Annotated in this window: 19 protein-coding genes and 1 pseudogene; 13 read left to right on the forward strand and 7 right to left on the reverse strand. The window is 70.6% G+C overall.

Annotation, left to right across the window (positions count from 1 at the left end):
• Positions 1–122: 122 nt before the first annotated feature.
• From ACIRFL_RS15685 to ACIRFL_RS15695, 3 genes are read right to left on the reverse strand one after another with little or no spacing between them, the layout of a single operon-like run.
• Entirely contained in the window at positions 123–1730 is a 1608-nt protein-coding gene (locus tag ACIRFL_RS15685) for an amidohydrolase (RefSeq protein ID WP_404028511.1), read from the reverse strand.
• Positions 1727–3079 carry an MFS transporter gene (locus tag ACIRFL_RS15690; RefSeq protein WP_404028514.1) on the reverse strand — a complete coding sequence of 451 codons (1353 nt, stop codon included), beginning with the start codon at positions 3077–3079 and terminating at the stop codon, positions 1727–1729. Before ACIRFL_RS15690 ends, ACIRFL_RS15685 begins: the two co-directional genes overlap by 4 nt.
• A gap of 43 nt (positions 3080–3122) precedes the next feature.
• Positions 3123–3890 carry an IclR family transcriptional regulator gene (locus ACIRFL_RS15695; RefSeq protein WP_404028517.1) on the reverse strand — a complete coding sequence of 256 codons (768 nt, stop codon included), beginning with the start codon at positions 3888–3890 and terminating at the stop codon, positions 3123–3125.
• Positions 3891–4138: 248 nt separating this feature from the next.
• Between ACIRFL_RS15695 and ACIRFL_RS15700 the strand changes: the two genes are divergently transcribed.
• Genes ACIRFL_RS15700 through ACIRFL_RS15725 form a run of 6 tightly spaced genes read left to right on the forward strand, consistent with a single transcriptional unit; the run spans position 4139 to position 10034 of the window.
• A complete protein-coding gene (locus ACIRFL_RS15700) occupies positions 4139–5032 on the forward strand; it encodes a DUF6282 family protein (protein WP_404028519.1) in 894 nt (297 codons plus the stop codon).
• A 51-nt stretch (positions 5033–5083) separates the two neighbouring features.
• Complete coding sequence (locus tag ACIRFL_RS15705; protein ID WP_404028522.1) at positions 5084–6010, forward strand: hypothetical protein; 927 nt, start codon at positions 5084–5086, stop codon at positions 6008–6010.
• Entirely contained in the window at positions 6007–6753 is a 747-nt protein-coding gene (locus ACIRFL_RS15710; RefSeq protein WP_404028525.1) for an HpcH/HpaI aldolase/citrate lyase family protein, read from the forward strand. Before ACIRFL_RS15705 ends, ACIRFL_RS15710 begins: the two co-directional genes overlap by 4 nt.
• Complete coding sequence (locus ACIRFL_RS15715; protein WP_404028528.1) at positions 6750–7721, forward strand: 3-keto-5-aminohexanoate cleavage protein; 972 nt, start codon at positions 6750–6752, stop codon at positions 7719–7721. Before ACIRFL_RS15710 ends, ACIRFL_RS15715 begins: the two co-directional genes overlap by 4 nt.
• Positions 7718–8893 (forward strand): iron-containing alcohol dehydrogenase, encoded by a 1176-nt coding sequence (locus tag ACIRFL_RS15720; RefSeq protein WP_404028531.1) that lies wholly within the window; start codon positions 7718–7720, stop codon positions 8891–8893. Before ACIRFL_RS15715 ends, ACIRFL_RS15720 begins: the two co-directional genes overlap by 4 nt.
• Positions 8894–8915: 22 nt before the next feature.
• Positions 8916–10034, forward strand: a complete 1119-nt coding sequence (locus ACIRFL_RS15725) for an enoyl-CoA hydratase/isomerase family protein (RefSeq protein ID WP_404028534.1) — start codon at positions 8916–8918, stop codon at positions 10032–10034.
• 223 nt (positions 10035–10257) lie between these two features.
• Here the strand turns inward: ACIRFL_RS15725 and ACIRFL_RS15730 are convergent, their stop codons facing one another.
• From ACIRFL_RS15730 to ACIRFL_RS15740, 3 genes are all read right to left on the reverse strand, one after another.
• On the reverse strand, positions 10258–10917 hold the full coding sequence (locus ACIRFL_RS15730) for an HAD family hydrolase (protein ID WP_404028537.1): 660 nt from the start codon (positions 10915–10917) through the stop codon (positions 10258–10260).
• 121 nt (positions 10918–11038) lie between these two features.
• Positions 11039–11314 carry an HPr family phosphocarrier protein gene (locus ACIRFL_RS15735; protein ID WP_404028540.1) on the reverse strand — a complete coding sequence of 92 codons (276 nt, stop codon included), beginning with the start codon at positions 11312–11314 and terminating at the stop codon, positions 11039–11041.
• A 58-nt stretch (positions 11315–11372) separates the two neighbouring features.
• Complete coding sequence (locus tag ACIRFL_RS15740; protein WP_404028543.1) at positions 11373–13472, reverse strand: transketolase family protein; 2100 nt, start codon at positions 13470–13472, stop codon at positions 11373–11375.
• 249 nt (positions 13473–13721) lie between these two features.
• On the opposite strand from ACIRFL_RS15740, the gene ACIRFL_RS15745 reads away from it, so the two are divergent.
• The 7 genes and pseudogenes from ACIRFL_RS15745 (at position 13722) to ACIRFL_RS15775 (ending at position 19488) form a co-directional block, all read left to right on the forward strand.
• Positions 13722–14450: a GntR family transcriptional regulator gene (locus ACIRFL_RS15745; protein WP_404028546.1), complete on the forward strand. Its 729-nt coding sequence runs from the start codon at positions 13722–13724 to the stop codon at positions 14448–14450.
• 43 nt (positions 14451–14493) lie between these two features.
• Positions 14494–14949, forward strand: coding sequence for a PTS sugar transporter subunit IIA (locus tag ACIRFL_RS15750; protein ID WP_404028549.1), 456 nt, complete (start codon positions 14494–14496; stop codon positions 14947–14949).
• Complete coding sequence (locus ACIRFL_RS15755; protein WP_404028552.1) at positions 14946–15227, forward strand: PTS sugar transporter subunit IIB; 282 nt, start codon at positions 14946–14948, stop codon at positions 15225–15227. The genes ACIRFL_RS15750 and ACIRFL_RS15755 overlap by 4 nt, the downstream gene beginning before the upstream one ends.
• Before the next feature lie 260 nt (positions 15228–15487).
• Entirely contained in the window at positions 15488–16876 is a 1389-nt protein-coding gene (locus ACIRFL_RS15760; protein WP_404028554.1) for a PTS ascorbate transporter subunit IIC, read from the forward strand.
• 94 nt (positions 16877–16970) lie between these two features.
• Positions 16971–17531: a GNAT family N-acetyltransferase gene (locus ACIRFL_RS15765; RefSeq protein WP_404028557.1), complete on the forward strand. Its 561-nt coding sequence runs from the start codon at positions 16971–16973 to the stop codon at positions 17529–17531.
• Between the two features lie 306 nt (positions 17532–17837).
• A pseudogene (locus ACIRFL_RS15770) lies at positions 17838–19000 on the forward strand (PP2C family protein-serine/threonine phosphatase).
• A gap of 107 nt (positions 19001–19107) precedes the next feature.
• Positions 19108–19488 carry an antibiotic biosynthesis monooxygenase family protein gene (locus ACIRFL_RS15775; protein ID WP_404028560.1) on the forward strand — a complete coding sequence of 127 codons (381 nt, stop codon included), beginning with the start codon at positions 19108–19110 and terminating at the stop codon, positions 19486–19488.
• 94 nt (positions 19489–19582) lie between these two features.
• Here ACIRFL_RS15775 and ACIRFL_RS15780 read toward each other — a convergent pair whose 3' ends face one another.
• Positions 19583–20035, reverse strand: a complete 453-nt coding sequence (locus tag ACIRFL_RS15780; protein ID WP_404028563.1) for a Rid family hydrolase — start codon at positions 20033–20035, stop codon at positions 19583–19585.
• Positions 20036–20225 lie beyond the last annotated feature (190 nt).

The raw sequence follows: 20225 nt of genomic DNA on the forward strand, positions 1-20225 counted from the left end.
CCCCGGCCAGGCCACCCCAACCGGGAGCACACCCCTCGACCTGGCGGCCGCAACTACAGCCATCGCCAAGGCCGAGGCATGACTGAGGGCGGTCGTGGTCTGGGTGGCTCGGGGGCGGGGAGCTAGCGGTGGCTGGTGTGCACGCACTCTCCGCCCACCCAGGTGGAACGCACCCGGATGTCGGTCAGGGCCTCGGGTTCGGCCGTGGTGAGGTCTGTGTCCAGTACGGTCAGGTCGGCCAGTCGTCCCACGGTCAGGGTTCCCTTGACGGACTCTTCGTCCGAGGCTGCCGCCGAGCCTCGGGTGTAGACGTCGACCGCGTCCTGTGGCCCGATGCGCTGCCCGGCGCCGACGGTGGTACCGGCGGCCGTGGTGCGGGTGACCAGGGACCGGATGCCGAGCAGGGGGTCGGGGGGAGCCAGCGGGTAGTCGGACGAGCCGGCCACGACGATTCCGGCGTCGCGCAGGGTGCGGTGGGCACAGACCTTGTCGACCCGGTCTCCGTAGTAGTCGATCAGTTGTTCCCCGTGCAGCGTGACGAACGGTCCGAACGGCACGGTGATGAGCTGTGCGCGGGCGATGCGCTCGGCGAGGCCGTCGTCGATGAGACTGCAGTGCTCGATCCGGTGCCGGGTCCGGCTCCTCGGCAGGGACTCGACGGTGTCGAGGACTGTCTGTACGGCCTGGTCGCCGTTGGCGTGTACGGCGACGCGGCCGCCGGCGGCGTCGATGGCCCGTACGGTCTCCGTGAATTCGTCGTCGGTGAGGATCTGCAGTCCGTTGCCGGTGCCGGTGGCACTGGGGTAGGGCGAGCGGCACCGGCAGGTTCCCCCGGACAGGGCGCCGTCCAGCATCATCTTCACCCCGACGGTCCGGAGCCGGTGCGGGTCGGCGCTGTCGCCCGGCAGCTGCCGCGGGTCGGCGTAGCTGTGCCACAGCAGCATGCCGACACGTGCGGTGAGTTCGCCCGCGGCCAGTGCGGTGGCGTAGAGCTCCTGTTCGGCCGGTGTGACGAGCGCGTCGCAGAAGGATGTGATGCCGCATGCGTGGAGTTCCGCGATCACTTCCTTCAGCGCGGCCTGTTGTGCAAAGAGGGTTCCGTTCGGTGCGATCGACGTGCCTTTGGTGCCGGGCAGCCAGGGGTCCAGCCAGGCACGTTCGATGAGGTGCCCGTCCAGGCGTCCGTCGGGATGGGCACCGAGCCGGCCGCCTGGCGGGGCGTCCGCGGGGCTCCGGTAGCCCAGGGCGGCCAGGCCGGCACTGTTGGCCACGGCCCGGTGGAGCGAGTAGTGGACGACGAGGACGGGATGGCTGTCCGACACCTGGTCGAGCATGTCCCGGTCGAGGGTGCCGGTGCGGCGTTCGTCGAGCGGCTGCCCGACCACCCACTGGCCGGGGGGTGTGCGTCGAGCCTGGCGGCGCAGGGCCGAGAGTACGGCGCCGGCGTCCGGCAGGGTGTTCAGGTCGACGCGCACGCGGGCGAGTGCGGCCTGGGTGGGGTGGCAGTGGGCGTCGTTGAAGCCCGGGACGACGAGCGCACCGTCGAGGGCCACCTCCTCGGCCGTGGGAAAGGCGGAGCGCAGGTCGTGCCGGGTGCCGGTGGCGACGATCCACCCCGAGCGGACGGCGAGGGCCTCCGGCTCGGTGCCGTCACCGGCGAGGATCCGGGGGCCGGTGAAGATCTTGGTGCGGGTTTCGGCTGACGAGGGCGCCGGGGAGAGAGCGGTCATGGGCGTGCTTCGGCAGCCGTGCCGGCCGTCATGTCGACGTCCTTGGTTTCGGGGCCGAGCGCTCCGCCGACGGCGACCAGCACTCCGCCGAGGACGAGGAGGGCGACGGGGGCCAGCGCGCTGCCGATGAACGGGGCGAGCCCGCTGATGTAGAAGGCGTAGAACGAGGGGATGACCAGGGCCAGGCTGTATCCGACGCCATAGCCGGTCGCGCGGATCGATGCCGGGAACCGCTCGGTGAGGTAGGCGGCGATCGGCCCGTACATGGAGATCGTGGAGACCTGGACGCCGATCACCAGCAGGGCGGCGGGCACGGCCTGGTCCGCGTTCAGCGTCGTGAGCAGTGTGTAGCAGGCGGAGGCGAGGACGGCGGCGACGATGCCGAAGAGGGTGTAGAAGCGGCGCCGCCCGATGCGCTGGGAGAGCACGGCGCAGCCGATGAAGGTGCCGACGCAGACGACCGATGAGATCAACAGGATGATGCTCACGGTGCGGTCGGGAAGGCCGACGTCGTTCCTGAGCATCGAGGGCAGGACGGCTGCGGCGACGTTGGTGAGGAACCAGGCACCGGTCATGAGGGTGAACACCTGGGCGAGATCGCGGCGGTGGCGTCCGCCGAGGAGTTCGCGCAGCGGCGATGCCGTCGACTCGCCGGCTTCGAAGGCGGGGGCCTCCTCGACATTGCGGCGGTAGTAGAAGAAGAGGACGATCCCGAGCAGGCCGCCGATGAAGAACGGGATGCGCCAGCCCCACTGGACGTAGGCGCTGTGTACGCCGTCCGGGGGCATGACGCTGAGCAGGAGCAGGCTCAGGGCGGCGATCGAGGCGGTGGCCAGCGGGGAGGTGCAGGTGATGAGCCCGCTGGCCAGTCCTCGTCTGCGGGCGGGGCTCCACTCCATCGCCAGGGGTACGGCGGTGGCGTATTCGCCGCCCAGGAAGATGCCGCCGAGGAAGCGCATGCCGATCAGCAGCGCGATCGCCCACAGTCCTATGTGCTGGTGGCCCGGCAGCAGTCCGATCAGGAAGGTCGTCACACCGAATCCGGCGACCGCGACCATGGTGGTGATCCGTCGGCCCACCTTGTCGGCGTAGTAGCCGAACACCGCTGATCCGAGCGGGCGGGCGAGCAGAGTGGCGGCGAAGACCGCGGCGGCGATCAGCGCGGCCGTGGTCTTCGAGGTGTTGACCGGCTCGAAGTAGATCATCGCGGGCGCGAGGGTGATGATCGGCACAAAGATGTCGAACTGATCGGCGTAGTAGCCGAGGATGCCGCCGCGGAGTGCGGCGCGGTGCGGATCCCTGACGGGACGGCCGGCGGATACCGCGGGACTGTTGACTGTGGTGGACACCGATGTCCTCCGATCTGGCCCCGGCGGGCGGGGCGGGCTGGCGCTAGAGCCGCTTCTCGCCACCCATGGCCTTGCCCAGGGCTCGGGCTGTGCCGCGCAGGTGGCTGGCGGTGGTGCTGTCGGGGTCGAGGGGGAGCAGGTCGTCGGTGGCGACGAGGGCGAGGCTGGCGCAGATGCCGTACTCGTCGAAGACGGGGGCGGCCATGGCATGCACACCGAAGCCGTCCGGGCTCATGGCGACCTGATCGGTGCCCGTGAGGGCGCGGATCTCGTCGGCCAGTTCGGTCCGCTGATCGCCGGGCAGGCTGCCCAGCAGGCGGTCGACCTGGAGCTGGTCGGACATATGGGCCAGGAAGACCTTGGTCTGTGCCGCGGTGAGCGACAGCTGGGTTCCGACGCGCACCGTCACCAGGACGGTCCGTGTGGCGTCCTCCTCGACCCTGGAGACGATCGGGCCGGTGGAGCCCCACAGGCTCAGCACGGTGGTCAGCCCTGTCAGCGAGCACAGTTCCCGCATGTAGGCAGGGGCGAGGTCGACGACCTTGCGCCGGCCGAGTGCGAAGGCTCCGAGCTGCAGCAGCAGCGCGCCCGGGACGAAGGTTCCCGGCGCGTGGCCCCGTTCGAGCAGACCCGACGCCACGAGTGAGGTGCAGTACCGGTAGGTCGTGGTGCGGTTGAGGCCGAGACGCTCCGCTGCTTCGCCCGCCGTCAGCTCCGGGGTCTCCGGGCCGAACAGGCGCAGGATCTGGGCGGCGCGGTCGACAGCCTGGATCTCCCCGCCGGACCGTGCTTCGTCGTCCTTCTCCACCATCTGGCACTCCGTTCGTGATGAGGACTGGCTGTTCACATCACGAAGTCTGCCTGATGGCGGGGCGACGTCGGTGACGCTACCCACGGAATGTGAACACGGCAATGCCCATGCGAACAAGTGGTGTGCAGCAGTTCTCTGGTGAGCCCGCAGAGGCGCGCTGCGCGGAGCGACTGTGTTCGCATGGCGTATTGACAATTCACTATGTGGTCACGGATGGTCGGCGATGACCCCACGTGAGGAGAAAGCTGATGGAACCCAGCCCCACCGTCGCCCGGATCCTGGACGGAATGGTCGACCTGCACTGCCACTCAGGACCGGGCCCGTTCCCCCGCGAGTTCGACCACGTCGAAGGAGCCAGGGACGGCGACCGGATCAACATGCGGGCCTTTGTCGCCAAGTCGCACCACCACAACACGGTCATGGACCTACAGGCCGCACGCCGTTCCTTCGAGGGCATCGGCACCCAGGTGTTCGGCGGCATCGTCCTCAACAACCAGGTCGGCGGCATCAACCCCTACGCGGTCGAGATGTGTCTGCGGATGGGCGGCAAGATCGTCTGGTTCCCCACGTTCTCCTCGCGCCGGCACATCGAGTTCCAGGAGGAGGCACTGGCCGGCGGGTTCCCCCGCAGCACCGTCGAGCTCACGACCGTGCCGGTGCTCATCCATGACGCGCAGGGGCGGCTGCGGCCCGAGGTCGCTCAAGTGGCCGATGTCGTCGCGGAGACCGGAGCCGTTCTCAACGGCGGCCATCTGCACCCCGACGACATGGCGGAGCTGTTCGCGGTGGGCGCCGAACGCGGTGTCGAGAAGATGGTCGCCAGCCACCCGAACTTCATCAGCGACCTGACGCTGGAGCAGGGTGTCGAGCTGTCCCGGCGCGGTGTGTTCATGGAACACGAGGTCGGCATGTATCTGCCGGACGACCATCCGCACTTCGGCATCGAGGTGCTGCTGGAGTGGATCGAGGCCGTCGGTGTCGAGCGCACGGTGCTCGCCTCCGACCTGGGCCAACTCGGCCGTACCCGACCCGTCGACGCGTTCATCGAGGTCACCACCGCGCTGCTCGACCACGGCGTCGCCGAGAAGGACGTACGCCGGATGCTCGTCGAGAACCCCACTTACCTGCTGGGCCTGGACTGAGCCGCCGCATTCCCCTGACAGACCGCATTCCCCTGACAGAAAGAAGCCGGCGTGTACGACCCGACCGATCCGCGTGCGGCGCTGCCGACCTCCGCCGCACACCCCGCCGTTCCGGCCGACGCACCCATCGCCGCCCCCGCCTACACCGAGTTCGACGGCCCACCGCAGACCGACGACGAGACATCCGGCCGTACCTGGGTGGTGCGCGGACAGAACTTCGTCGTGGCCCTCTCCCGGCTGCGCACCGGACAGATCCTGGAGCGCACCGCCCAGGAACACGAATACGTGGTCCTGCTCACCTCGGACGACGCACACGTCGACGTCGCAGCCGGCGCCGACACACATGAGGTCCGGGGAACCGCGATGATCGTCGTCCCTCCGGGACACTCCCACGTCAGGGCCCGCGCCGGCACCGATGTGATACGTCTTTTCGACCACCGCACCGCCGACCTCGCCGCCCTCGCGGCCAACGCCGCCGACTACGCCGAGCCGCACGCCAGGGTCGCCCCCCTGGCCCCGTGGCCCGCTCCCGTCGGCGGCGACCGCCTGCGGATCTACCGGCCCGACGAGGTCCCGGCCGAGCCCGGCCGTTTCGGGCGCATCTACCGCACCCGCTCGTTCATGGTCAACTTCCTCGATCCGCTGGACGGCCCCCGGCCCCGCAACAAGCTCTCACCACACCACCACGACGACTTCCAGCAGTGCTCGCTGGCCGTGGCAGGGCAGTTCGAACACCACATCCGCACCCCCTGGACGACCGACATGGACCAGTGGCGTCCCGACGAACACCGGGTCCTGGGCAGCCCGTCGGTGGCCGTGATCCCCCCGCCCACCGTGCACACCACGCGGGCCTGCGGAGCGGGCCGCAACCGGTTGATCGACATCTTCAGCCCGCCCCGGACCGACTTCTCCGCCCGGGACGGCTGGGTCCTCAACGCCGCCGACTACCCCGCCCCGCAGGAGGTGACGGCCCCGTGACCGCACTGGACAGCGGCCGGCTCGGCACCTGGATCAAACTCCCCGCCCTGGAATCGGTCCAGATCGTCGCCCACGCGGCCTTCGACTTCGTCGTCATCGACCAGGAGCACGCCCCGCTCGACCTGCGAACGGTCTACGAACTGGTCACCGTCGCCGAGGCGTTGGGAGTGCCGCCGCTGGTGCGCGTCGCCGACGGAGCCCCGTCCGGCATCCAGCGGCTGCTCGACGCCGGTGCCGCGGGAGTGCTGATCCCGCACGTCGACACCGTGGAACAGGCCCGCGCGGGGGCAGCCGCCGTCCGCTTCCCACCGGCCGGCCGCCGCGGTGCCGGCGGTACCAGCCGGGCGGGGCGGTGGGGACTGCTCTCCCGTGCGGAGTACCTTGCCACGAGCGACAGCGCGCTCTGCGTCCCCCAGATCGAAAGCCGCCAGGCGGTCGGCAACGCCGCGGCCATCGCCGCCGTCGAGGGTGTCGACGCGCTGTTCGTCGGCGCCGCCGACATCGGACTGGACATCGGGGCCGCGCCCTCGGCACCCGAGGTGAGCGACCTGTGCGGCGTGGCCCTGGACGCGGCACACGGCGCCGGCATCCCCTGCGGCGCGGCGACCGCCACCCCCGAGGGCGCCGTCGCGCTGCTGGCCCATGGCTTCGACTTCGTGGTCGTCGGCAACGACACCTCCATGCTCGCCGAGGCGGCCACCGCGACCGTGTACGCGATCCGCGGCGACGGAGGTCACCGATGAGGCAGTGCGACCACACCATCATCAGCTGCGCGGTCACCGGTTCGATCCACACACCGAGCATGTCCGACGCGCTCCCCGTCACACCGGACGAGATCGCCACCCAGGCCGTCGACGCGGCCGACGCGGGGGCCTCGGTGCTGCACCTGCACGCACGTGACCCGCACGATGGACGGCCCAGTTCCGACCCGGAGGTGTTCCGGCAGTTCCTTGCACCGATCACCGCCGGATGCGATGCCGTCGTCAACATCACCACCGGGGGATCGGTCGTCATGACCCTTGACGACCGGCTGGCGGCGGCGCGCGCCTTCGCGCCCGAACTGGCCTCGCTCAACATGGGGTCGATGAACTTCAACTTCGCGCCCGCAGCCGGCCGCGTCACCCACTGGCGTCACGACTGGGAGCGTGAGTACCTGCTCGGTTCCGCCGACAGGATCTTCTCCAACACCTTCACCCAGATCGAGACGATCCTGCACGACCTCGGAGCACGCGGCACCAGGTTCGAGTTCGAGTGCTACGACATCGGCCACCTGTACACACTCGCCCATTTCGTGGAGCGCGGACTCATCCGGCCGCCCTTCCTGATCCAGGGGGTGTTCGGGGTTCTGGGCGGTATCGGCCCCGATCCGGACCACGTCCAGCACATGGCCCGTACCGCGGACCGGCTGTTCGGCGCGGACTACCTGTTCTCCGCGTTCGCCGCGGGCCGTCACCAGTTCGCCGTCGCCACGCAGGCCGCGCAGCTCGGCGGGCACGTCCGGGTCGGCCTGGAGGACGGCCTGTACATCGGCGCCGGACAGCTCGCGCGGAACAACGCGGAGCAGGTCGAGAAGATCGTACGGATCCTCGCCGAGCTCGGCCGCACCCCGGCGACCGCTGCCCGGGCCCGCGAACTGCTCGCGCTCAAAGGCCCCGAACACACCGCACTGCCCGGGCAGGCCCCCGCCGTGAGCGCGAGGAGCGGGCAGTGAACGACTCCGTGTCCTCCATCGCCCTGCCACGCCTGATGCGGATCGGACCCGGCGCCGCCGGGCAACTGGGCGAGGTCCTGCGCTCCCTCCGACTGGCCCGGCCGCTGATCGTGACCGACCCCTACCTGGCCCGCAACGGCACAGCGGGGCAGATCGTGGCCGACCTGGCCGCACAGGCCATCGCCGCGACGGTGTACGACCGCACCAGACCCGACCCGACGACGACCTCCGTCCAAGGCGCGGTCACCGTGCTGGCCGAGGGCGACTTCGACTGTGTGGTCGGCCTCGGCGGGGGCAGTCCGATGGACACCGCCAAAGCCGTCGCGCTGCTCGGGACGACCGGCCGTCCCATGCGGGACTACGCCGCGCCGACCGTGACCGACACCCCCGCGCTGCCGCTCATCGCCATCCCCACCACCGCCGGCAGCGGCTCGGAGTGCACCCGCTACACCATCGTCACCGACGACTCGGGCGACACCGACGAGAAGATGCTGTGCGCGGGCCTGGCCTTCCTGCCCACGGCCGCGCTCGTCGACCCCTTGCTCACCCTCGGCATGCCGGCCCGGCTCACCGCCGACACCGGCATCGATGCGCTCACCCACGCCATCGAGGCATACGTCAGCCGCCGCGCCAACCCGTTCACCGACGGGCTGGCCCTGACCGCCCTGACCTCCATCGCCCAAAGCCTGCGCACCGCCTATGCCCACCCCGGCGATCTGCGGGCCCGCGCGGCGATGATGCTCGCCTCCACCCAGGCCGGTATGGCATTCTCCAACGCCAGCGTCGCCCTCGTGCACGGGATGAGCCGCCCCATCGGGGCCCACTTCCACGTGGCCCACGGACTGTCCAACGCGATGCTCCTGCCCACCGTCACCGCCTACTCGGTGCCCGCCGCCACCTCCCGCTACGCCGACTGCGCACGCGCCATGCGCCTGACGGGCGAGACCGGCTCCGAGGAGGCCGCCGCGGCCGCGCTCGTCGCTGAACTGCGCGCGCTGAACACCGATCTCGCGGTTCCGGGACCCGCCCGCCACGGGATCGACCCGGAGCAGTGGGAGAGGATGACACCCACAATGGCGCGGCAGGCACTCGCGTCAGGCTCTCCTGCCAACAACCCCCGCATCCCCGACCAGGCCGCCATCGAGGAGCTCTACCGCTCCCTCATGGCCTGACGCCCCACCCGAAAGGCCACCCATGACGAGAACCGACCGGTCTTTTCGCCCCGGCGGAGCACCCGAGGCGTCCCACGGCCCCAGCGGTGCCTCGCCCGCGCGCACTCCACGGCATGTCTTCCCCGGCCGCCGCGCACCGCTTGCGACCAGCCATGTCCGGGCCGGAATCCGGGGAGGACTGGGCGAGATCATGCTCGACCGGCCGGAAGCGCTCAATGCCCTCACCCCCGCCATGGTCGCGGCGATCACCGAGGTGCTCACCCGGTGGGCGCAGGACGACAGCGTGGACACCGTGGTCGTGCGCAGTACCTCGCCCCGTGCCTTCTGCGCGGGCGGCGACGTCCGCCTCATGCGGGAGGAAGTACGCGCGAACCGGCTGGACGGCACGATGGCGTTCTTCGCCGCCGAGTACGCGCTGAACGAACTCATCGCCTCCTACCCGAAGCCCTACGTCGCCCTGCTCGACGGCGTGGCCATGGGCGGCGGGCTCGGCCTGTCGGTCCACGGCAGCCACCGGGTCGTCACCGAGCACAGCGCGCTGGCCATGCCGGAGACCGCCATCGGCTTCTTCCCCGACGTCGGTGCCAGTCACTTCCTGCCGCGTCTTGCCCCCGGCTGGGGACGGTATCTGGGGCTCACCGGAGCGCGGGTGGACGCCGGGGGCGCCCTCCGCAGCGGCCTGGCGACCCATCATGTGCCGCGCACACACCTCGAAGACCTGGTCGACGCGCTCGCACGAGACGGAATCAGCGGCCTCGACGCGGCCCACACGCCGCCTGTGACGCCCAAGTACGCCGACGAGGACGCGGAGACAGCGATGCTCACGGTCTTCGCCCACACCCCGCTGGCCGAACTGGAGCCCGCCCTGAGCCTCCTGCCAGGAGAAGGACCCGCCGCTGCGCTCGCCGCCCTGCGCGCGGCGAGCCCCGCGAGCCTGGTGACGACCGACTGGCTGCTGCGGCTCGGAGCCGACGCCTCCCTGCGCGACTGCCTGGCCCGCGAACTCGCCACCGCCGGGAACGTCATCATCGAACCCGACTTCGACGAAGGAGTCCGGTGCGCCCTGGTCGACCGCGGCTCCCGGCCGCGTTGGACCGACGCCGACGTCCGGCACGCGGCGGCCAGAAAGGGCAGCCCGTGACTGTCCTCCGATGGGCCACTGGTTTCATCCCCGCCGCCCCGAACATGTTCCACCGGGCAGGGACAGCGCCCCCCAAGGGGCGCGGGGAACTGCGCGCCGCGCCACAACACACCCGCACCCGCCGACGACCTACCGAGGCACCCCCCGAGGCGCCACCCCGAACCTGTTCCGCCGGGAAGCCAGGCCCCCCATGGGCGCGGGGAACTTGCCGTACCGGCCCCTGTCAGGTGACGAGTTGGGTCAGGTCCGCCACGACGCCCAGGTCCGCGTGGGCCAGGGCGGCGGCGTCGGTGGGGCCGCCGGTGTAGCCGACGACCCGCATGCGGGCGGCGATGGCCGCGTCGACGCCGGCGGGGCTGTCCTCGATCACCAGGCAGTGCTCCGGCTCGTACGACAGTGCGCGGGCGGCGTGCAGGAACAGATCGGGCGCCGGCTTCCCGGCGGCCACGTCGTCGGCGCTGAACACCCGCCCGGCGAAACGGCCTTGGAGCGCCGTGACCTCCAGCGAGTGCGCGATGCGCTCATGGCTGCCGCTGGAGGCGACACAGTAGGGCAGCCCCCGGGCATCGAGGTGGTCAAGCAACTCCCGCACCCCCGGCATGGTGCGGGGACGCGCGGCGAACGCGTCGCGGACGCGCGTGCGGTACTCCGTCAGCCACTCGGGGCCCGTCGGGGTGGTGGCGTGGGCGCGTATCTGCTCGTACAGGTACGACTCGGGGCGGCCGAGGAACCGGTGGCGCACCTCCTCGGCGGTCAGGGGCCAGCCCGCCTCCGTGGCCATGGCCGCGACGACCTGCGGGCCGATGCTCTCGGTGTCCACGAGGACGCCGTCGCAGTCGAAGACGACGAGCCGGGCGTCGCGCAGGGCGGCCTGAGCACGCACATTCAAGGGGAACCTCGCTTCGGAGCGGGAGCGGGAGTGGAAACGGGAGCCGGAGGGGGCGGTCGGCGCCGGTCCGGGCCGCCGCGCCGGTGACCGGCCGGCCGCCGGCGCGGCGGGCGGGTCAGCCGGCGGGCTCCGCGTCGTGGTCCCGGCTGAGGAGGGCGGCCAGCGCGTCGAGGGCGGCGTCGGCGCCCTCGCCCTCGGCGGCGAGTGTCACCGAGTCGCCGTGTCCGGCGCCGAGGGCCAGGACCGACAGCAGGCTGCGGGCGTCGACGGTACGGCCCTCGCGGGCGATGGTCACGGGCACGGCCTGTTCGGCCGCCGCGCGGACGAACGCGGTGGCGGGCCGGGCGTGCAGTCCGCTTCGCGAGGCGATGGTGACAGTGCGTTCGGGCATGGCAGTGCTTCCTTGTCGGTGGAGAAGGTGCAGGGAGTCGGTGCGGGCAGGTTCGAGGTCAGGACCGAGCGGCGGCGAGGGAGGCGAGGGCCGCCTCGACCACCGCGTCCTCGGTGAGGCCCACCGCCGTGAGCGCTTCCTGTGCGGGGGCGGACGTACCGAAGCCGTCGACGGTCACGGTCCGGCCGTGCTCGCCGAGCAGGCCGTGCCAGCCGAAGGCGGTACCGGCCTCGACGACGACACGGGCCCGCACCGACGGGGGGAGCACGCGGTCGCGGTACTCCCTGTCCTGCGCCATGAACCAGTCCAGACACGGAACCGAGACGACCCGTGCGGTCACGGCGCGCGCCGCGAGGAGATCCCGCGCCGCCATGGCCAGGGCGACCTCGCTGCCACTGGCCAACAGCACCACGTCCGGATCTTCCTGACGATCCGTCACCACATAGGCGCCGCGCGCCACGCCCGCGCGGACGGTGCCGACGTCGGTGGGCAGCACCGGCAGGCCCTGCCGGGCGAGCGCCAGACCGACCGGGCCCGGCCGGCCGAGCGCGGCGAGCCAGGCGGCGGCGGTCTCGGTGGCGTCCGCGGGCCGGACGACGGCCAGTCCCGGCATGGCGCGCAGCGCGGCGAGGTGTTCCACCGGCTGATGGGTGGGGCCGTCCGCGCCGAGAGCGACGGAGTCATGGCTCCACACATGGATCACCGGCAGCTGCATGAGGGCGGCCAGCCGCAGGGAGGGGCGCTGGTAGTCGCTGAACACCAGGAAGGTGCCGGCGAACGGGGTGTCGTAGCCGACCAGGGCGATGCCGTTGAGCGCGGCGGCCATCGCGTGCTCGCGCACCCCCCAGTGGACGTTGCGGCCCCGCAGGCCGCGACCCCCGTCCTCGTTAGCGGGCAGGAACGATCCGCCGGACGCGATGGTCGTACGGTTGCTGTCGCCGAGGTCGGCGGAGCCGCCCCACAGCCGCGGCAGTTCGGCGGCCAGGGCCTGGATGACCCGCCCGGAAGCGTCGCGTGGTGCGATGCTGTCGCCGGGCTCGAACTCCGGCAGCACCCGGGCCAGCCGGTCCGGGTCCGCCGGGCGGACGGCCCGTTCGCGGGCCGCCGCGGCCTCGGGGTGCTCGGCCGCCCAGCGGGCCAGCTCCCGGTCCCAGTCCGCGTGCAGTGCGGCGCCCCGTGCGAGGGCCCGGCGGGTGTGCTCGAGCACGTCCGCCGGAACCGTGAACGCGCCCTCGATGCCGAGGACTTCCTTGACAGCGGCGGCCTCGGCGGCGCCCAGCGGAGCGCCGTGCGAGGCCGCCGTGTTGACCGCGTTCGGGGCAGGGAAAGCTATCTGCGACTTCAGGGCGACGAAGCTCGGTCGGCCGGTCTCGGCGCGGGCAGCGGCGAGCGCGCGGTCAAGCGCACCGGCGTCCACGTCGCCGTCGGCGCCGAGCTCCACCGTCTGCACGAACCAGCCCTGGGCGCGGAAGCGGGCCGCCGTGTCCTCATGGGTCGTCAGGCCGGTGTCGCCCTCGATCTGGATGCTGTTGTCGTCCCAGATGACCACCAGGTTGTCCAGCCGGTGCCGTCCGGCCAGCGCCCCGGCCTCGTAGGAGATGCCTTCCTGGAGGTCGCCGTCGGAGCACAGCACCCAGACGGTGCGGCCGGCGGGACCGCCGGGTGAGGTGTCCGCGCCCGCCAGCCGCTCCTCGTCACGCTTGAGCGCCATCGCCATGCCCACGGCCGTGGCGACACCCTGGCCCAGCGGCCCGGTGGTCGTCTCGACACCGGCGGTGTGCCGGTACTCGGGGTGACCCGGGGTCAGCGAGCCGAGCCGGCGGAAGCGGCGCAGATCGTCCAACTCCAGCCCGTAGCCGGTCAGATGGAGCTGTACGTACTGGAGGATGCTGGCGTGCCCGCAGGACAGCACGAAGCGGTCACGGCCCTCCCAGGAGGGGTCCGCGGGATCGTGCCGGATGTGCCGCTGGAAGAGCAGGTGTGCGACGGGGGCCAAAGCCAGTGCCGTGCCCGGGTGTCCGGACCCCGCGGCCTCGACGGCGTCCACCGCCAGTGCCCGCGCCACGGCGACGGCCCGTGCGTCCGCCTCGCCGAGCGCCCGCCCCGCCGTGGGGGAGGCCCCGAGGGGCCGCGTCGTCTGTGTGGGTGAGAAGGCCACGGGAACTCCTTGGAGAGAGCATGACGTCATGATGACTTCGGGAAACGTAGCTCATGCCTCCGTATCGGCACCAGAGGGGGCCCGTCGATGCGATGTGCCAGGCCAGGGGGGTGAGGATGTGACGGGGCATACACAAGCAGCTGTCCCGAGAGTGTGAGATCTCGTTTAGGCGTCGACTATTGACGCTGCGATTGCTCCGTAGTCATCATGATGTCTCGATGACATGTAAGCCCGACGAGGAGGTCGTGGATGGCCGGGCACAAATACGCACAGGTGCGCGACCATCTGCTGGAGCGCGTACGGAGTCTCCCCGTGGGGGAGCGTCTGCCCGCTGAAGGTGTCCTGTGCGGCGAATACGATGTGAGCCGCATCACGTTGCGCCGCGCGGTCGACGAACTCGTCCAGGACGGTTACCTCGTGCGCGAGCACGGCCGCGGCACCTTCGTGAGCCACCCGCGCTACAACCTCAAGCACCGCGAACGCTTCGTCAACGAGGTGACCGGCTTTCACACCCAGCTCACCCGGCAGGGGCACACGGTCACCTCGCAGGTGACCGTGCAGCGCGGCGAACGGGCCGGCGCCCGGATCGCCGCCGCGCTCGAAGTCAGCCCCGCCGCCCCGGTCGTACGGCTGGAGAGGCTGCGCAGCGTGAACGGCGTCCTGCACCACCTCGCCGAGTCCTACGTCGAGGAGGCCCGGTTCCCCGACGTCCTGACCACGGACTTCACCGACAGCTCCCTCTACGCCCACCTGAGGGCCCGTCACGACGTGCTGCTGGTGCGCAACGAGATCGTCGTCGGACTCCACCGGTGCGACGCACGCGAGGCCGGGCTGCTCGGCGTGGCCGAGGACACCCCGCTGCTGCTGGCCACCTCACGTGTCTTCGAGCCGGGCCGCAAACCCGTCATCTTCGGCACCTCGAAGTTCCTGCCGGACACGGCGGAACTGTCCTTCGACATCGTGGCCGACGCCGACTAGCCGCGCCGCGCCCGTCCCCTACCCGCACCCCCGTGGAGCACGTATGCTCAGTCGTCTTCTGCCCGAGCGGAACATCCACTTCACCGACGACAAACTGACCTGGCGGGAAGCCGTCACCCGGGTCGCCCGTCCGCTGGTGGAGGCCGGAGACGTCACCCCCGAGTACGTCCAGGCCATGCTGGACTCGATCGCGGCCGGCGGCACCTACATCGACCTCGGCCACGGCATCGCGCTGGCGCACGCCCGCCCCGAGTACGGTGTCGTCCGCACCGGCATCGCGATGCTCCGCCTGAGCGAGCCCGCCCCGCTGCTCGATGACCCCGAGCACGCGGTCGACCTCTACTTCTGCTTCGCCGCGGCGGACGCCGACGCGCACCTGCGCGCCATGGCCTCCCTCGCACGCATTCTCTCGGACGCCCAGACCCGCCAGGCCCTGCGCGAGGCGGCCTCGGCCCCCGAGGTAGTCAAGTTGATCACCGAATTCGAGGAATCCGAATGAAGTTCCTGGCGATGTGCAGCACCGGACTGGGCAGCAGCTTCATGGTGCGCATGAACATCGAGACCATCGTCCGCGAACTCGGTCTGGCGGACGTCACGGTCGAGCACTCCGACATCAGCTCCGCCGGCCCCGACAGCGCGGACGTGTTCTTCGTCGCGAAGGACCTGGAGGACACCGCCCAGGGACTGGGCGACGTGGTCGTGCTGAACAGCATCATCGACATGGACGAGCTGCGCGAGGCGGTCAAGTCCGCCGCCGCACGCCACGGCCTGCTCTGATTCTCCGAGCGAATACAGCGAACACAAAGAAACGTTAATTCTGCTGAGTGCGGCGACCGTGGACGCGGCGCCGCCCATCTCGACGGCGCCGGGCGGACACCCACCCCGGCCGCCGCCCGCCCGCAGCGCCCGACGCCTCATCCCGCCCGCTGTGGAGCTGCACTCCGCCGGCCGATGCTCCCGTGCGCCAACACCGCCAGGAACCCGGCACCCACCACCCCCGCACGCGGCCCCGTCGTGCCCGAAGAGAGGCGTTGTCCGTGAACAGCGTTCTGCAGAACTTCCTGGATGTCTTCCGTGAGCCATCCGTCATCGTCGGCCTGATAGCCCTGCTCGGCCTGCTCCTCCAGCGCAAGTCGGCCTCCGACACCGTCAAGGGCACGATCAAGGCGTTCGTCGGCTTCCTGGTGCTCGCGGCCGGGGCCGGTGTGGTCTCCGACGCGCTCACCCCGTTCGGCGACATGTTCCAGCACGCCTTCGGGGTGCAGGGCGTCGTGCCCAACAACGAGGCCATCGTCGGCAAGGTGCTCACCGACTACGGCTCCCAGGCCGCGCTGATCTTCTTCTTCGGCATGGTCGTGAACGTGCTGCTCGCCCGCTTCACCACGTTCAAGTTCATCTACATGTCGGGGCATGTCGCCCTGTACCTGGCGGCCATGATCGCCGTCATCCTCATCGCGAACGGCTTCAGCAGCTGGCAGGCCGTCCTCTGGGGCTCCCTCGCCCAGGGCCTCATCACCACGCTGTCGCCCGCGCTCGTCCAGCCCTGGATGCGCAAGGTCACCAAGAACGACAACGTCGCGCTCGGCCACACCGGCAACTTCGGCATCGCCACCAGCGGACTCGTGGGCCGTCTGGTGGGCGACTCCTCGAAGTCCACCGAAGACCTCAAGATCCCCAAGGGGCTGGGGTTCCTGCGCGACACCACCGTCGTCATCGCGACCTCCATGGGCATCATCTACCTGCTGGTCACCCTCGTCGCCGGACCCGGCTACGTCGAGCGCGAGCTGAGCGACGGCCAGTGGTACCTGCTGTGGGCCGTCATGCAGGCCGGCAAGTTCGCCGCGGGCGTCTTCATCATCCTCGCCGGTGTCCGCGTCGTCCTCGCCGAGATCATCCCCGCCTTCAAGGGCATCTCGGAGAAGCTGGTGCCCAACGCCCGGCCCGCTCTCGACGTCCCGATCGTCTTCACCTTCGCCCCGAACGCCGTCCTCATCGGCTTCCTCGCCAGCTTCGTGGGCGGCCTGATCGGCATGGGCGTCCTCGTCGCCGTGGGCGGCACCATCATCATCCCCGGCATCGTCGCCCACTTCATGACCGGCGCCGCGTCCGGCGTCATCGGCAACGCGACCGGCGGCCGGCGCGGCGCGATCCTCGGCGCCATGGCCAACGGCCTGCTGATCACGTTCCTTCCGCTGCTCGTCCTGCCGTTCCTCGGCGACGTCGGCCTGGAGAACTCCACGTTCTCGGACGCCGACTTCGGCGTCTCCGGCCTGCTGATCGGCGGCTCGGTCCGGATCGGCCACGCGGCCGTCATCGGCCTCGTCGTCGTCGCCCTGGCCGCGGTCTTCGTCAGCAGCGCCCTCATCACCCGGCGCCGCGCCGTCACGGAGGCGACGACCCAGCAGGAGGCCCAGCCCACCCACTGAGCCCCCCGGCCCGCCCGGCGACCCACACGGCTCGCCGGGCAACGCCGACCCGACGCAACCCCCGGCCCTCCGCGCGGCCTGCTCGGCTGATGCGATGATCACTGCCATGTCTTCGCCGTCCGCCACGCAACCTTGGCCGTGCGTCTTGACGACATCCCGGCTGCTGCTACGCCCCGCCGAACCCGCCGACACGTCTGACTTCACCCGCCTGTGGACCGACGTCGACGTCCGGCGTCATCTCGGCGGCCCGGTCGCCGAAGACCGACTCAGTGCCTATCAGCAGCACTTCGTGGGCCGTGCGCATCTGTTCACCGTGGTCACACGGCACGAAGGAACCGTGCTCGGCTCTGCGTCGATCGATCCGACATCACGGTTCGACGGCCGACGGGAGGTGTCCTATTCCTTTCTGCCGGAGCACTGGGGGCAGGGATACGCCCGTGAGGCCGTGACGGCTGTAGTCAGCTGGGCCTTCGACCACGTCCCCTCGGACGATCCCTCGGTCATCGCTGTCACCCAGGAGGCCAACGAGCGCTCACGTCGCCTCCTCGAAGCCATCGGCATGCGTCTGATCAGCACCTTCGTGGAGTGGGACGCTCCACAGACGCTGTACTCCATGCAACGTGTCGCCGGGCGCGGCCCCACTCACGCGCATTGACGTTCTCCAATGCGGTGATCCACGTGTGACATGCTGATTTTGGTGAAATTATCGGTCTTAGTTGTTCGATGGGACCCGCCGGGATCGCCGGCCGGATCCGACGGTCCGGCGCACGAGCACAACGACCGAACGGCAGGCGAGCAGGCGCCGATGATGCCAAGGGAACAGAACGACTGCGGGCAGTCGGACCCGTTCCGGCGTCTGCGTCTGGGGGCCGAGCTCGAGCTGATCGCCGAGCAGCTCAGATCGCTGGCGCGGGCCCAGGACAGGTTGCACGACCTGTACGAGGCCGTGCTCGGCCGGAACATGGACCTGTCCGTGATCCTGCAGCTGATCGTGGATACCGCGAGGGAACTGGTGGGCGCCCGCTACGGCGCACTCGGCGTGCTCGATGAGCACGGCGCACAGCTCGCCGAGTTCATCCCGAAGGGCCTGTCGGATCAGGAGCGGGCCGATCTCGGCGATGTGGACTTCCCGCGCGGCCGCGGCCTGCTGGGACACCTGATCACCCAGCTGCGCGTCGATGACATCGCCGCTCACCCGGACTCGGCCGGATTCCCGCCCGGTCATCCGCCGATGCGCACGCTCCTCGGGGCCGCGATCAGCACCCGCGGCAGGATCTACGGCGATCTCTACGTCGCCGAACGCCTCGACGGCCGGCCCTTCGACGCCCACGACCAGGCACTCATCGTGGCACTGGCCGGCGCGGCGGGCCTGGCCATCGACGACACCCGCCTCTACGAGCAAACCCGCTTCGACGCCGAACAGTTCCAACGACTCCTGCTGCCACGCCTGCCCGACCTGCATCCCTTCGGGGCCGCCGCGGTCTACCGCGCGGCCAGAACACCAGGCCACATAGGCGGAGACTGGTACGACGCCCTTCTGGTGCCCGACCGCGCCTGCGCAGCCGTTGTCGGCGACGTCGTCGGCCACGATGTGCCGGCCGCAGCCGCCATGGCCCAGATCCGTAACATGCTGCGCGCTCTGCTCATCCACCAGCGCACCCCACCCAGCGCCGTCCTGGCCCACCTCGACCAAGCACTCCAGGCGATCGATGACCAGCCGGTCACCACCGTCTGCCTCGCCCGCCTCGAACCCGCCACGCCCGGCGGGTGGACGCTGTGCTGGAGTACGGCGGGGCACCCCCCACCCTGCTGCTCAGCCCCGGCCAGCCGCCCCGCTACCTGGAAGCCGACCCCGACCTTCCCCTGGGCGTCGACACCACCCGGTCACGCTCCGACCACACCTGCCCCATACCGGCCGGCTCCGCGGTGATCCTGTTCACCGACGGGCTCATCGAACACCCGGTACACCCGGTCGAGGCAGGACTGGAGCGCCTGGCGGCCCTCGCCTCGGAGCACGCGGCTCTGCCCCTTCAGGACTTCGTCGAAGCCCTGGCCGACCAGCATCCCAGCGATGGTCACGACGACATGGCCATCCTCGCCGTCCGCACACCCCGCACCCACTGAGCCGGGACAGGGCGGTCGAGCGTGTGGCCCTGGCACGCTCTCGGTGCTCAGGGAGCGTTCGAGCAGGACGCTGGATCGTCGGGCACACCCGGCCTTACGGTGGCGCGATGAGCGATCACCCGGAAGCGCCTGTCGCGCCCGTCGAGGCCTTTGACCCCCCGTACTGGGTGGCTGTCTTCACCACGGTGCGCAGCCAGGACCAGAGCGGCTACAGCGAGACCAACGCACGCATGGAAGAGCTGGTGAAGGACATCCCGGGGTTCCTGGGGATGGACCACGCGCAGACTCCCGGCGGGCTGGGCATCACCGTAGGGTACTTCCGTGACGCCGACGCCCTCACTGAGTGGCGGAACAATGCCGAGCACCGCGCGGCGCAGCAGCGCGGGCGAGCCGAGTGGTACCAGAGCTACACGCTGCATGTGGCGAAGGTGGAGCGGAGCCACGGGTTCACGCGAGCGCGGGTCCCGCGGAGCCCGGCAGCAGGCTGACCGACCGAAGTCACCTCAGCGACCATCCCACCGCACGCTCGCATCGAACCGGCCAAGTCCCGCTCCGCTGCCCGGGATTGTCCCCGCCGGGCGGCTACTCGACGATCGCGGTGACGCGGATCTCGACGCGCATCCCCGCCGCCCCGAGCGCGGGGACGCCGGTTTCCGTCCAGATCGGCGCGCGGTCTCCCATCCTCTTGCGGAACTGCTCGACCATGACACGGTTGTGGGTGTCGCCGATGAAACCGGGTGCCTCCGGCAGGTGATAGGAGTTGACGTGAATCACGTCGCGCCAGGTGGCACCGGCCGTCGCGAGCGTGCGCTCGACGTTGTCGAACGCCCGGACGATCTCGTCCTCCAACGAGTCGGGGAAGGCCCAGTTGTCGTCCCAGCCGCCCTGCCCCGAGATCTCGACACGGTTTCCGATCCGGACGGCCTGGGAGTAGTGCATGCGCTCCAGCTGGGTCTCGCCGTATCCAGGGGTCGCGAAGAACACCGGCCGAGCGTCGGGAGCCTCGGTCGGAACATCGTTGGGCCGGGTGGTCATGGTGAGACTCCTCCGTAGCGGCGGTCGGCGATCCGACCGCTTGGTCACCGGCGGTTACTTAGGAACCATAAGAGACTTCTCTTCTTCGGGGAAGAGGGCACTTTTCCGTAACGAAGGAACCGAAAGGTGACCACACGACTCGGCGCGCCGACCCAGGACGACACCATGCGAGTTGGGAGCCGTGGTGGTG

It is taken from the genome of Streptomyces sp. NPDC102462 (assembly GCF_044765425.1).
GTDB lineage: Bacteria > Actinomycetota > Actinomycetes > Streptomycetales > Streptomycetaceae > Streptomyces.

Coding starts and splice junctions, on each gene's coding strand:
- ACIRFL_RS15715 (WP_404028528.1), top strand. CDS start 6,750: ATGAGGCAGTGCGACCACACCATCATCAGCTGCGCGGTCACCGGTTCG.
- ACIRFL_RS15700 (WP_404028519.1), top strand. CDS start 4,139: ATGGAACCCAGCCCCACCGTCGCCCGGATCCTGGACGGAATGGTCGAC.
- ACIRFL_RS15745 (WP_404028546.1), top strand. CDS start 13,722: ATGGCCGGGCACAAATACGCACAGGTGCGCGACCATCTGCTGGAGCGC.
- ACIRFL_RS15765 (WP_404028557.1), top strand. CDS start 16,971: ATGATCACTGCCATGTCTTCGCCGTCCGCCACGCAACCTTGGCCGTGC.
- ACIRFL_RS15685 (WP_404028511.1), bottom strand. CDS start 1,730: ATGACCGCTCTCTCCCCGGCGCCCTCGTCAGCCGAAACCCGCACCAAG.
- ACIRFL_RS15725 (WP_404028534.1), top strand. CDS start 8,916: ATGACGAGAACCGACCGGTCTTTTCGCCCCGGCGGAGCACCCGAGGCG.
- ACIRFL_RS15735 (WP_404028540.1), bottom strand. CDS start 11,314: ATGCCCGAACGCACTGTCACCATCGCCTCGCGAAGCGGACTGCACGCC.
- ACIRFL_RS15695 (WP_404028517.1), bottom strand. CDS start 3,890: ATGGTGGAGAAGGACGACGAAGCACGGTCCGGCGGGGAGATCCAGGCT.
- ACIRFL_RS15755 (WP_404028552.1), top strand. CDS start 14,946: ATGAAGTTCCTGGCGATGTGCAGCACCGGACTGGGCAGCAGCTTCATG.
- ACIRFL_RS15780 (WP_404028563.1), bottom strand. CDS start 20,035: ATGACCACCCGGCCCAACGATGTTCCGACCGAGGCTCCCGACGCTCGG.
- ACIRFL_RS15775 (WP_404028560.1), top strand. CDS start 19,108: ATGAGCGATCACCCGGAAGCGCCTGTCGCGCCCGTCGAGGCCTTTGAC.
- ACIRFL_RS15750 (WP_404028549.1), top strand. CDS start 14,494: ATGCTCAGTCGTCTTCTGCCCGAGCGGAACATCCACTTCACCGACGAC.